The organism is Rhodoplanes roseus (assembly GCF_003258865.1).
In the GTDB taxonomy this organism is placed as follows: Bacteria; Pseudomonadota; Alphaproteobacteria; order Rhizobiales; family Xanthobacteraceae; genus Rhodoplanes; species Rhodoplanes roseus.
The window spans coordinates 20,192-31,905 of record NZ_NPEX01000049.1 but is presented as its reverse complement, the minus strand read 5'-3'; the positions used below and the strand labels follow the sequence as shown (position 1 = coordinate 31,905).

The 11,714-nt window shown below is 64.6% G+C and carries 10 protein-coding genes and 1 pseudogene; 6 read left to right on the top strand and 5 right to left on the bottom strand.

Annotated features, from left to right (window positions below; all coding sequences use genetic code 11):
* On the bottom strand, positions 1-1,550 hold a 1,550-nt coding region (locus CH341_RS09815; protein ID WP_210208235.1), incomplete at its 3' end, for a caspase family protein.
* A gap of 275 nt (positions 1,551-1,825) precedes the next feature.
* Here CH341_RS09815 and CH341_RS09810 point away from each other — a divergent pair.
* The gene (locus tag CH341_RS09810; protein WP_111418853.1) at positions 1,826-3,421 is read left to right on the top strand and encodes a sensor histidine kinase; all 1,596 of its coding nucleotides are present in this window, start codon (positions 1,826-1,828) and stop codon (positions 3,419-3,421) included.
* A 124-nt stretch (positions 3,422-3,545) separates the two neighbouring features.
* Positions 3,546-4,238, top strand: coding sequence for a TIGR02281 family clan AA aspartic protease (locus CH341_RS35790; RefSeq protein WP_111418852.1), 693 nt, complete (start codon positions 3,546-3,548; stop codon positions 4,236-4,238).
* Positions 4,239-4,279: 41 nt separating this feature from the next.
* Here the strand turns inward: CH341_RS35790 and CH341_RS09800 are convergent, their stop codons facing one another.
* The 3 genes from CH341_RS09800 to CH341_RS09790 are packed head-to-tail and all read right to left on the bottom strand — an operon-like array spanning position 4,280 to position 7,511.
* On the bottom strand, positions 4,280-4,495 hold the full coding sequence (locus tag CH341_RS09800; protein WP_245430970.1) for a KTSC domain-containing protein: 216 nt from the start codon (positions 4,493-4,495) through the stop codon (positions 4,280-4,282).
* Positions 4,496-4,498: 3 nt separating this feature from the next.
* Positions 4,499-6,328, bottom strand: coding sequence for an ATP-binding protein (locus tag CH341_RS09795; protein ID WP_111418855.1), 1,830 nt, complete (start codon positions 6,326-6,328; stop codon positions 4,499-4,501).
* Positions 6,321-7,511: an SIR2 family NAD-dependent protein deacylase gene (locus tag CH341_RS09790; protein WP_245430969.1), complete on the bottom strand. Its 1,191-nt coding sequence runs from the start codon at positions 7,509-7,511 to the stop codon at positions 6,321-6,323. The genes CH341_RS09795 and CH341_RS09790 overlap by 8 nt, the downstream gene beginning before the upstream one ends.
* A gap of 216 nt (positions 7,512-7,727) precedes the next feature.
* Here CH341_RS09790 and CH341_RS09785 point away from each other — a divergent pair.
* Both CH341_RS09785 and CH341_RS09780 read left to right on the top strand, forming a co-directional pair.
* Positions 7,728-8,042: pseudogene (locus tag CH341_RS09785) on the top strand (TIGR02281 family clan AA aspartic protease); the annotation flags it as partial.
* A 184-nt stretch (positions 8,043-8,226) separates the two neighbouring features.
* Positions 8,227-8,613, top strand: coding sequence for a VOC family protein (locus CH341_RS09780; protein ID WP_111418849.1), 387 nt, complete (start codon positions 8,227-8,229; stop codon positions 8,611-8,613).
* A gap of 30 nt (positions 8,614-8,643) precedes the next feature.
* Here the strand turns inward: CH341_RS09780 and CH341_RS09775 are convergent, their stop codons facing one another.
* The gene (locus CH341_RS09775) at positions 8,644-9,537 is read right to left on the bottom strand and encodes a GntR family transcriptional regulator (protein ID WP_111418848.1); all 894 of its coding nucleotides are present in this window, start codon (positions 9,535-9,537) and stop codon (positions 8,644-8,646) included.
* 100 nt (positions 9,538-9,637) lie between these two features.
* Between CH341_RS09775 and CH341_RS09770 the strand changes: the two genes are divergently transcribed.
* Together CH341_RS09770 and CH341_RS09765 are read left to right on the top strand one after the other, a co-directional pair.
* Positions 9,638-10,597, top strand: coding sequence for an amidohydrolase family protein (locus CH341_RS09770; protein ID WP_111418847.1), 960 nt, complete (start codon positions 9,638-9,640; stop codon positions 10,595-10,597).
* Between the two features lie 80 nt (positions 10,598-10,677).
* A complete protein-coding gene (locus tag CH341_RS09765) occupies positions 10,678-11,655 on the top strand; it encodes a Bug family tripartite tricarboxylate transporter substrate binding protein (protein WP_111418846.1) in 978 nt (325 codons plus the stop codon).
* The last annotated feature ends 59 nt before the right edge of the window (positions 11,656-11,714 follow it).

The window sequence follows — 11,714 nt, the reverse complement described above, 5'->3', positions numbered from 1 at the left end:
CCCGGCCCTCCCGGGCCGCCGGGACCGACGATCGGCCGGCCGGGTCCGATCACGGGACCGCCAGGACCTCCGGGACCGCCCGGTGCGCCGGGACGCACGAACGGGCCGCCTGGGCCGGGACCGGGGATGCCCGGCCGGATCACCGGCCCGGGTCCGGGCGGCAGCGGCCGGCCCGGCAGCACCACCGGAATGCGGACGCCCGGCTGCACCCGCGGGATGACCGGGAACACGCGCACCGGCGGCAGCAACCCGTAGACGACGGGCGGCGGCGGTGGCGGCAGGTCGACCCAGTAGCGCGGCCGCGGCGCGATCAGGAAGATCGGCGGCGGCGGCGCCGGCGGATAGTCGTCGTAGAAGAACGCGACCGGCTCGTCCGCCAGCGGCGGCGGCACGTCGGCGAACTCGACCGGCGCGAAGCTCTGCGGCGGCTCGTAGGGCGCCGACAGGCGGGCGAGGCGGCGCTGGGCGTCGCGGGCATAGATGCCGTTCGGGTAGCGGCGCAGATAGGTCCAGTAGGCGTCCGGCGAGTTCAGCTCGACGGCCCGCATCCAGGCCAGCGCTTCGCGACGCGCCCGGATGGTCGCCCATACCCGCCTGGCGTAGGGGCTCTGCGGATAGGCCTCGACGAACTCGACATAGCCGGGCAGCTCGTCGCGCTCGACCGCGATCGCATAGGCCTCCTCGGCCGACACGTCGCGCAGCGGCCGCCGCACCCGGGTCGACCCGACCGCGAGGGCCGGGGCCGGCGCCTCCGCCGCGGCGTCGGCCGGCACCAGCACGACCGGCTGGGTCAGCGCCGAGACGTCCCACGGCGTCTGGCGGCCCTCGGTGATCTGGTGGGTGCGGGCGCGGATGCGGGTGAACACCTCGGGCATGTCGAGGCCGGCGGCCCGCACCATCTCGGCGATCGCGGTGGCGTAGGCGCCGTAGGCCCCCTGCCCGGCATTCGGGTCGGCGATGTCCGGGACGATCTGCCCCGGACCCGCCGCGAAGCCGATCAGCATGCCGGGTGGCGCCTCGACGGCGGCGAGGCCGGGCGGAAGCCCCTGCTCGGCGATCCGGAACGGCAGCTTTCGCGACGCGTCGAGCACCAGGATCTTGCTGCGGGCGGGCGAGCCGGCGAGCGGACGCAGCAGGTCGGAGAGGCGCACCGCCTCCAGCGGCACGTCGCTCTCGCGCTCCAGCCGCGCATCGGTGCCGGCCAGATAGTTCTCGCCCTCGAACGCGAAGCCGTAGCCCGAGATGTAGACGAAGCCGACCGCGTCGGGTCCGGCCGCCTCCAGCTTGGCGAGATATTCGCGGAACGAGCGGACCAGATCGGAGGCGCCGAGATTGGCACCCTCGACGATCTCGAAACCGACCGAGCGCAGCGCCTCGGCGACGAGGCCGGCGTCGTTCAGCGCGGTCGGCAGCGGCGACGTCTGATAGGCCGCGTTGCCGACGACGAAACCGATCCGGGCCGGAGCCGGCGACTGCGCGCCCGCCACCGACACGCCCACCCCCGTGATCATCACGAGGGCGGCGCAGAACGCCACGAAACGCCTGAGCATGATTGTCCCCGCACTGCGGCCGTTGCGGCCCGCGTTCTGTGACGCTGCCGCGACATTCCAGCCGATTTACGGCTATTGCGCAGAGCAGGGGCCGGGCGCAACGGAATTTTAACCATGACGGCCGGAGACCGGCAGGTTTTTCCCCCTCCGCGGTGGAACGCGACCGAAAAACCGAGATCTCACCGCGATTTCGCCATCAGGCCTAACGAGCGCCTAAGGCTGAATTTAAGGATTTTGCCGGAGATTTGGGGAGAACGCCGAGCACAGCAGTCCGCATGCCCATCGACATCCCCGATCCGCCTGCAACGACCCCGGCCGACAGGACCGAGGTCGTACGTCGCCGGCTCGCGGCCCAGCGGGTGCGAGAGGCGCGGGACCGGCTGACCTCGACGACCGGCACGCGGCCCGCCTTCGACGCCGAGCTCTTGCGGCAATACGCCCAGAACCGGCTGTCGGGCTCGCTGGTGATCCTGATGCTGATCGTCTCGATCGGCTTCCTCTCGGGCGTGTGGAGCGATCCGCTGGCGGCCGGCGCCTGGACCGCGGCCATGCTGGTGATCCACCTCGTCATCGTGGTGAAGTGCCGCAAGTTCCTGGCCGAGCCCGCCAACACCGTGAACGGCCGGGCGTGGCGGCTGCGCTTCATCATGCTCGACCTGTTCTTCGGGCTGGCCTGGATGTTCCAGCTCACCCATCCGGTCGGCCTCCACGAGAGCGCCGCGACCTTCAACCTGTTCGTGATGCTGCTGGTGGTCGCCATCGTCAGCATGCTGGCGTCGAGCCTGCCGGTCGCCGTGCTGGCCGCCACCACGCCCGTCACGGTCGCGGTCGCCCTGAACTTCGTGCTCACCGGCACGGTGCAGGGCTGGATCCTCGCGGCGATGGCACTGACCGCGCAGATCTACTTCGCGCTGCTGTCGTTCCGCATCTACTCGTCCAACCTCGCGACGTTGGAGGCGCGCGCCGAGAAGGACGCGCTGATCGGCGAGCTCGAGCAGGCCAAGGCGAAGTCCGACGAGGCGCGCCGCCGCGCCGAGGGCGCCAACATCGCGAAGTCACGCTTCCTGGCCCAGATGAGCCACGAGCTGCGCACCCCGCTCAACGCCATCCTGGGCTTCTCCGAGGTGATGAAGAACGAGATCTTCGGCGCCCACAACGTCGCCGTCTACAAGGACTACTCCAACGACATCCACAATTCCGGCGTCCACCTGCTCGGCCTGATCAACGAGATCCTCGACCTGTCGCGCATCGAGGCGGGACGCTACGAGCTCAACGAGGAGCTGGTCGGCCTGGCGCAGACCGTCGAGGAGTGTCACCACCTCCTGAAGATGCGCGCCAAGAACCGCGGCATCGCCATCCACGAGAGCTTCGAGCCCGACATGCCGAAGCTGTGGGCGGACGAGCGGGCGGTGCGGCAGGTGTGCCTCAACCTCCTCTCCAACGCCATCAAGTTCACGCCGCAGGGCGGCGAGGTGTGGCTGAAGGTCGGCTGGACCCATTCGGGCGGCCAGTATCTCAGCGTCCGCGACAACGGCTCGGGCATCCCGGAGGACGAGATCCCGATCGTGCTCGACTCGTTCGGCCAGGGCTCCAACGCCATCAAGTCGGCCGAGCAGGGGGCGGGACTGGGGCTGCCGATCGTCAAGAGCATCATCGACCTGCACGGCGGCACGTTCACGCTGCGCTCCAAGCTGCGCGAGGGCACCGAGGTGGTGGTGACGTTCCCGCCCGAGCGGGTGATGACGGCGCTGGAGCCGATCCCGGAGCCGGGACCGACGGTGCCGTCCGACACGCCGCCGCCCTTGCTGTCCGGGCACGACGGGGCGATGTCGCTGCGCAAGCGCCTCCGCCTGTTCAAGATGGAGGGCTGAGCCGGCCGGGTTTCGACGAAATGCCGCGCCCGGACTGGGGCGGCCGTGGTTGTTTTCCCGAGGGGCCGGACTATGGTCCGGGGTCCCGTCCGGGACGAATCGAGGTGCTCTGGACGTGTTGACGATGCGTCGTTCCGCCGTGTGGTTCCTTCTTCTGGCCGCCCTCCTGGGCCTCGCGCTGCTGCTGGCGCAGCGGTCCGGGCAGACCGGGCTGTCGGACGGCGACATCGCCTCCCTGCTGGTCAAGCTCGGCTTCATCGCCATGCTGAGCGGCGCCGTGCTGACCCTGTTCCGCGACCGCTTCGCCCAGGCCGTGCAATGGGCGCTGATCTGGGCCGTGATCGCGCTCGCTCTGGTGGCGGGCTACACCTACCGCTACGACATCAAGGAGGCGGCCGACCGGATGATGGCCGAGCTCGTCCCGGGCCGCGCCGCCAGCCGCGGCAAGGTGGTCGAGATCGCCCGCGCCCAGGCCGGCGACTTCAAGATCACGACCAAGGTCAACGGCGCCGCCGTGGCCATGGTGCTCGACACCGGCGCCAGCGCCGTGGTGCTGACCCACGAGGCCGCCAAGGCGGCCGGGCTGCCGCTCGACTTCATCAAGTACAACGTCAACGTCGACACCGCGAACGGCCGCGCCCAGGCCGCCGCGGTGACGCTCGACCGCATCACGGTCGGCGGCATCGTCGAACGCTCCGTCCCGGCCCTGATCGCCCCGCCCGGCCAGCTCAAGGTGAGCCTGCTCGGCATGAGCTTCCTGGACCGCCTGGAAAGCTGGGAAGTGCGCGGCGGCAAGCTGATGATGCGGCCGAATTGAATCAGCTTAGCGTCTGAGCTGCTCGCAAACCCTCCTATACATTAGCCGACCCTCGAATATGGGTACGCATTTTTGATGTATCTGGCGAGAAATTGCCCCTTAGAGCCCGCAGCACGAAACTGTTCGTACAGCTCACCACTTACATTGTAGTATTGATAAATGCCGCCATTCAGAAATTCGACTTCAAGTGTTTCCGTAGCATTGTCATACCCAATCGAAGCCACGTTAGTTGAGGATACTGATTCCCTGTCAATCATTACTCAAGCCTCCTCCGGAGGGACTGACTCTCGTTTTATTTCCAACGGGACCGAGACTGCCGTGGTCTTCTGAGCGCGCCACGATGCGACAACTCTACCATAGTTTTCAGATTTCCGCCTAACGCTCCATGATTCTTTAACCCGAGGATCCCTGCTACGCGGCTGATGCTCTTCTCGCGGAAGCTTTACCCGACACCTCACAGGCAGCCTCGCTGCTTCTCCAGTGATCACGGCTTCACCAGTCCGAAGCACCGGCAGCAAATCCATCAAGCCAGACAGGTTGTCCGGCAGCGCCCCTTTGACACGAGCCCGATCTACTGGGTTGGAGAGCCTTAACGCCATCACAGTGCCGCACTGAGAAAGAACAGTTTCATTTATCTCAGCAGGCCTTTGAGAAACAATCATTGCTCCCACCCCATACTTGCGCCCCTCCTTGGCTATTCTCTTTACCATATCAAGAGCAACGTTACTGCCAGAGTCGTTCAGATAACGATGCGCCTCCTCCATTACAACAAGCAGCGGCCGCAGCACTCCACCCTCTGTCTTTTCTCGACTCCAATAAAGTGCTTCGTACATAATTCTCAAAATCGACCCGATGAGCCTCTCCAACACGGCACTCGGTACGCCAGATAAATCCAAAATCGTTATCGGGCGATCGTGACCCAGCCACCCTTCCAGTAAACAATCTAAATCTCCGCCAGTCCCTCCATCAACATCAGGCTCGTAGACACCAGGATGAAGAATGAAGTCGTATCTCTTATCCAGCAAGCGGGAACGAACCAGATTTAATTGCCTCTTAATGCCCTTCGCGGCGGTATTTAAATAAGGACCAGCATTACCCATCGAATGCGGTGTATATCGAGGAGGACTCAGAGCGTTTGCATCCCCTTCCGCCTCCCGCGCGGGAACGTTGCGTTGAGGGCCAACAAATGTTGTGAGTTCAAAATCGATCAGTTCATACCATAATCTTTTTAAGCTAAACGGGACAGGACTGTCGACGGTCAGAGAATTCGGATCCAGCCCTGGAAAACCTCGCTTTCTGACGTTCTCCTCCTTTAACTCTTGAATCTTGTCAAGAAATGCAATGCTATGGTTTTCAGACAAATTCCCAGCAATAAATTCAAGTATTTCACCAGCCTCTAAAGCCCAGAATGGCACCACAAGCGCATGCTCCTCCGATTGCGGCGCAGTGCTATATACTCTCGCCAGATCTGCCAGCGCGGAGCAATACTCTCCGTGAACATCTAAAAGCAAAATTCTGGCTCCGGGGGAGCCCACTTGTTGATCAGTTGGGGCCACCATAGATCGAATAATGCTCGCAACGGTTGTCGACTTTCCGGAACCGGTTGAACCGAGAATAGCTGAATGGCGGGTCACCAGAGCATCGAGAGACACCTTTACAGTGATATTCTCAGCGCTGGAGAGACTTCCAATGGGCACTTCTCCATTTCCATTTTCACCATATATCCTGCTTAGATCATCTTCCGTGACTATGTGCACTGTATCATTGATATTTGGGTGCTGACTCAACCCCCGCTCAAAATGCGACCCAATCGCTTCTCCGGCGAGCTCAACTCGCATCCACCTAGTCGATTTACTATCAACCTGAGCTTCAGGTGCCGCATCAGCTCCAACCTCAGAAACAACTCCAAAAAGATCTTGATATCCTTGAGGAACGCGAACAAAGCTGCCTACCTGTCCAACTCTATACGTATGACCTCCAATTATCGCTAACCCCGAAGAAACTGAATCAGCCAATTTAACAGTCACAGATGCTCCCGTAACAGCGGCCACCACTCCAAGATATGTCGGATCACTAAGGATGCTAGTCATCGATAATCTCCGGGGACCCCTCTCTCTGGGGCGAGTCCAATTTGACTCGGTCGACCTTTTCAGCCTGCGACAGCGCACAAAAATTTGTAAACCGACAAAAATCGCCGAGAAGAAAACATGGATCGGCGTTCACTTCTCGAGGCGCCCAAAATGTCGGCCGAATATCTGCCCAATTTTTATTAGTCTCTCCCGGCCTCCATTTGCCCACGACACCGTTTATGACTGCTCCATCCGCTGCATAAACACTAAGATTGGGACGATCGGATGCAATAGTACAAGCCGCTTCTTCTCGGTCCAAGTCACTGTACTGAAACGCAATAGCCGCAGCATTGGAGTTCATCGCCAGCGCCTCTTCAATGACGGCGCTAATATGCGCATCCCGAAACGAAAAACCGGTTGCAAGCAGCAGAGTGTCTGGATTTAACAGAAACTGACGTAATCGCTCAAAAAGCGCTGAGTAAGGCTGCTTCTGCGTTAAATCGTATTTTAAGTGATCTGGAAATATCAAGTGAGTGGAATTCCGGCCGCCCCCCCTTACGATGCGGTCTCTTTCCAGAGCCCAGCCGATAGAACCGTGCAACTTCCACAGCCGAGACCACCTTGGGGGAAGATCATCGCTCGCGACGGTAACGGCATCAAAGAAAGGAGACGCACCTCCAGTAGAACCATCAAAGTAAGGCGCACGGGCGCTTTCAAATGCCTCCTCAAATAAGAGGTCATAATTTGCCGAAAAGATTTCAACAGCGTGAACTCTCAGAGTACCACTGATCCAGGCAACAAGATCATTATAGGCATTTCGCTCCTTCGGAAGACGCGCCCCTACAATGCCGCCGATCTGATCGCAAATATTCCTCCCGAGCGCGGAGTATCCATTGGAGTTCAATCCATGCACATTTACATTCCCTAGAGCACGCTCCAACAGTCTAATTTGCGATAAAATTTTTTCGATATTTACGCTAGGCCCAATCGAACGAGACAACTCCTGAACTGCATCGCGCTCTTTTTTATCTTTAAGACCAGTAATAACCAGTTTCGTTAGTTCATCAACCCCGGGTATCAAAGGAACGCCGTTAACATCAATTTTGCCGTGCAAATTTATCTTAATAGACATCGGCGCTCCCGCCCCAACCATCAACCCAATACGCTTCCTTCCTTGAGACAATATCTGTCGAAGATCCGCCATAAACCGGTCCGGATTATGGATAGTCCCCATAGCGCTTCCCTCATCATTCGCGCGGATGTATGATAAACTGGATTTTCTGGACCAACGACGCGCAAGAGCGGGTGAGCAACATGGCGCCCACTGCCATAATCAGCCAAGTCTCACCTTTAGTTTCAGAATTTCGACATTGAACACGCAACAACCATCTTGGTATCTTATCTCTGACCTTATCGCAATAACGGCGCCGCCGTGGCCATGGTGCTCGACACCGGCGCCAGCGCCGTGGTGCTGACCCACGAGGCCGCCAAGGCGGCCGGGCTGCCGCTCGACTTCATCAAGTACAACGTCAACGTCGACACCGCGAACGGCCGCGCCCAGGCCGCCGCGGTGACGCTCGACCGCATCACGGTCGGCGGCATCGTCGAACGCTCCGTCCCGGCCCTGATCGCCCCGCCCGGCCAGCTCAAGGTGAGCCTGCTCGGCATGAGCTTCCTGGACCGCCTGGAAAGCTGGGAAGTGCGCGGCGGCAAGCTGATGATGCGGCCGAATTGAGGGGACGGCGGTGCCGTCTTCGTCGTAAGGTGGCCGACGCGACGCGCGCCCACCGGCTCCCGACAGCGTGAGTTTCGTCGGCGCGGCCCGTTCGGGCGCTGTAGCGCCCGCGCCCCGGCGCGCCCGGCCCCTCCCACACCACGCGCCGCGAGACCGTCGCGAAACCAACAAGGAGACACGTCGCATGAGGATCGTGCTGACCAGCGTGCTGGTGGACGACCAGGAGAAGGCGCAGCGCTTCTACACCGACGTGCTGGGCTTCCTGCCCAAGGCCGACGTGCCGATGGGCGAGCACCGCTGGCTCACCCTGGTGTCGGAGGACGATCCGGACGGCGTGCAGCTCCTGCTGGAGCCCGACGCACATCCGGCCGCGAAGCCGTTCAAGGCGGCGCTGGTGCGCGACGGCATCCCGTGCACCTCCTTCGCGGTCGACGACGTGCGGGCGGAGCACAAGCGGCTGGTGAAGCTCGGCGTGCGCTTCACCCAGGCGCCCGTCACCATGGGGCCCGTCACCATCGCGGTGTTCGACGACACCTGCGGCAACCTCGTCCAGATCGCCCAGCAGCACTGACGACGCGACGCCTGCGCCCGCCGCGCGGCGCTACGGACGCGGGCGCGACTCCGGCTTCTCCAGAATCTTCTCGACGCCGACCGAGGCGAGGTGCTCGCGCATGAAGGCGGACGCCTCGTCGCGGCGGCCGGCGAGCAGGAGGTCGGCGAGCCGGACATGCTCGCGGCAACGTACGACGGCGCGGTCGCGGTCGAGGCTCTGCCGGTACTCGATCAGCCGGCGCAGGCGGTCGATGCGGCGCAGGCCGTCGACGAAGAAGGTGTTGCCGCTGCAGGCGATGACGACCTCGTGGAAACGGCTGTTGAGGTCGAACAGCGCGGCGGTCGAGACCCGCCTGATCTCGCCGTCGACCAGCGCCTGCTGCTCGGCCCGACACGCCGCGACGGCGGCGCGATCCAGCACGAAGCCGGGCTCCAGGATCGCGGCGGGCTCGATGACCAGGCGGAAGCGGTAGCTGTCCGCATAGGCCTGCAGCGAGGTCAGCACCGGCAGGAACGCCCAGCCGTGACCCGGCAGGCGCTCGATCCAGCCCTCGGCGGCGATGCGGCGCAGGATCGCACCGAGGCGCGGGCGGGTGAGGTCGTAGCGGCGCATCAGCGCCGTCTCGGTCACCCGGTCCGGCAGCAGCCCGTCGAGCCGGTCGGCAGCGATGCGCAGATAGGGCGCGTCGTCCTCGGCCGCCGGCGGTCCGGCGACGCCCGGGATCGCTTCGGGCGCCAGCACGACGAAGCCGCCGCCCGCGGTGGCGCCCACCACCCCCTGCCCCGCGAGGATGCGCAACGCCCGCCGCACCGGCGAGCGCGACACCCGGAGCTGCTCGGCGAGCTTGCGCTCCGGCAGGCGCGTGCCGGCCGCCGCTCCGCCGGCCCGGATGAGGTCGCCGATCTGCACGGCCAGCTTCTGCGGCAAGGGGGTCGTTTCCATTCAGGCTCGTCTCTCGTCGATCTGGTACTTCGTGATTGCAAAGTACCATAGCCGTCGCTAGGCTCCGCGCAACAACCAGAACAAGACTCTCGGGAGGCCCATGATCGACCGCCAGGACGAACGCGTTTTTGCGCACGACGACGGTGCCGGTGCGACGGCCGGCTTGGCCGACCGCGCGACCGCCGCACGGTCGGTGCGGCGCATCCCGGACGGTGCCGTCGACTGCCACGTCCACGTCTTCGATCCGCGCCGGCCGTTCGCGGCGGAGCGCACCTATACGCCCGGCCCGGCTACGGTCGCGGATCTCACGGCGTTCCTGCGCGGGCTGAGCCTGACCCGCGCCGTGCTGGTGCAGCCGAGCGTCTACGGCGACGACAATCGCGCCCTGGTCGACGCGCTGCAGGCCCTCGGCCCGGCGACGGCGCGTGGCGTCGCCGTGATCGATCCGGACCGCGTGACGGACGACGGGTTGCGCGAGCTGGCGCGGGCCGGCGTCACCGGCGTGCGCGTCAATCTCCACACCCGCGGCGAGGACCGGGAGAAAGCCGCGGTCGATGCGGTGGCCCGCACGGTGCGGCGTGTCGCGCCGTTCGACATGGCGGTGCAGATCTACACCGAGCTGGCCCTGGTGGCGGCGCTGGAGGAGACGATCGCAGCGTCTCCCGTGCCGGTGGTGCTCGACCATTTCGCCGGCGCGCAGGCCGAGGCCGGCCCGGCGCAGCCGGGCTTTTCTGCGGTGCTGCGCCTGCTCGACGCCGGGCGCGCCTGGGTGAAGCTCTCGGCGGCCTATCGGGCAGCCCGCGACGCGCCCGACTATCCGAGCCTCGCAGCGATCGCGCACGCCCTGATCGCGGCCAATCCCGACCATCTCGTCTGGGCGTCGGACTGGCCGCACACCGGCGGCGGCGCCGGACGCGCCGCGCGTTCGCCGACCGACATCGAGCCGTTCCGCACCATCGACGACGCCGGCGCGCTGGCGCTGCTCGCGTCGTGGACCCATGACGACGCCGTCCACCGGAGGATCCTGGTCGACAATCCCGTCCGCCTGTTCCGCTTCTGAGACCGCCCCTGCTCCGGCACGGGCCGCTCGCCCACTCGGCGCGCACATCGAGACCAAGAACACTCAAAGAGGACACGCCCATGCACGCCTTCGTCATGCGGTCCGGACTGGCCGCACTCGCCCTCGCCGCGACGACCGCCACGGCTCCGGCCCAGACCTATCCGACCCACACCGTCACCATGGTGGTGGGCTACGCGGCCGGCGGCACCGGCGACGTGGTGGCCCGGCTGATCGCCGCCAAGCTGGCGCCGAAGCTCGGCCAGAACATCGTGGTGGAGAACCGGCCCGGCGGCTCGGGCGGCATCGCGGCGCAGGCGGTCGCGCGATCGACGCCGGACGGCCACACCATCCTGGTCGGCCAGAGCGCCGAGATCGCCATCAACCAGCATCTGCTCAAGAACATCGGCTACGATCCGGAGACCGAGCTGATGCCGGTGGCGCTCGGCACCGACGTCACGCTGGCGCTGGCGATCCCGCCCAACGCGCCCTACACGACGCTGAAGGAGCTGCTCGACACCGCGAAGTCGCGGCCGAACGGCCTGTCCTTCGCCTCCGCCGGCGCCGGCACGCCCGGCCATTTCGCCGGCGAGCTCCTCAGGGCGCGCAGCAAGACCAACCTGGTGCACGTGCCCTACAAGGGCGCCGGTCCGGCGCTCAACGATCTGCTCGGCGGCCACGTGGATCTCTACTTCTCCGGCTTCCCGGCCGTGATGCCGCACGTGAAGTCCGGCGCCCTGAAGGTGCTGGGCGTCTCCTCGAAGAAGCGCGCCACCGGCGCGCCCGACGTGCCGACCGTCGCCGAGCTGACCGGCATCACGGAGTTCGACCTGACGCTGTGGCAGGGCTTCTTCGTGCCGCGCGGCACCCCGAAGGAGATCGTCACCAAGCTCAACACCGAGATCAACGCGGTGCTGGCCCAGCCGGACGTGAGAAAGACGCTGGTGGACGCCGGTGCCGACGTCAATCCGATGTCGGTGGAGGAGTTCACGGCCTTCGTGAAGCAGCAGAGCGGCGTCTACCGCGCGCTCATCAAGGAGACGGGCGTCTCCGTCGACTAGAACCGCGCCGCCACCGCGTCGCGAGGGCGCGGCGGCATTTTCATCTGACAGAGACCCAT

Excerpts from the sequence above, each read along its gene's own strand:
- CH341_RS09775 (WP_111418848.1), bottom strand. The coding sequence starts at position 9,537 with ATGGAAACGACCCCCTTGCCGCAGAAGCTGGCCGTGCAGATCGGCGAC.
- CH341_RS09780 (WP_111418849.1), top strand. The coding sequence starts at position 8,227 with ATGAGGATCGTGCTGACCAGCGTGCTGGTGGACGACCAGGAGAAGGCG.
- CH341_RS09795 (WP_111418855.1), bottom strand. The coding sequence starts at position 6,328 with ATGACTAGCATCCTTAGTGATCCGACATATCTTGGAGTGGTGGCCGCT.
- CH341_RS09790 (WP_245430969.1), bottom strand. The coding sequence starts at position 7,511 with ATGGCGGATCTTCGACAGATATTGTCTCAAGGAAGGAAGCGTATTGGG.
- CH341_RS09800 (WP_245430970.1), bottom strand. The coding sequence starts at position 4,495 with ATGATTGACAGGGAATCAGTATCCTCAACTAACGTGGCTTCGATTGGG.
- CH341_RS09810 (WP_111418853.1), top strand. The coding sequence starts at position 1,826 with ATGCCCATCGACATCCCCGATCCGCCTGCAACGACCCCGGCCGACAGG.
- CH341_RS09770 (WP_111418847.1), top strand. The coding sequence starts at position 9,638 with ATGATCGACCGCCAGGACGAACGCGTTTTTGCGCACGACGACGGTGCC.
- CH341_RS35790 (WP_111418852.1), top strand. The coding sequence starts at position 3,546 with ATGCGTCGTTCCGCCGTGTGGTTCCTTCTTCTGGCCGCCCTCCTGGGC.
- CH341_RS09765 (WP_111418846.1), top strand. The coding sequence starts at position 10,678 with ATGCACGCCTTCGTCATGCGGTCCGGACTGGCCGCACTCGCCCTCGCC.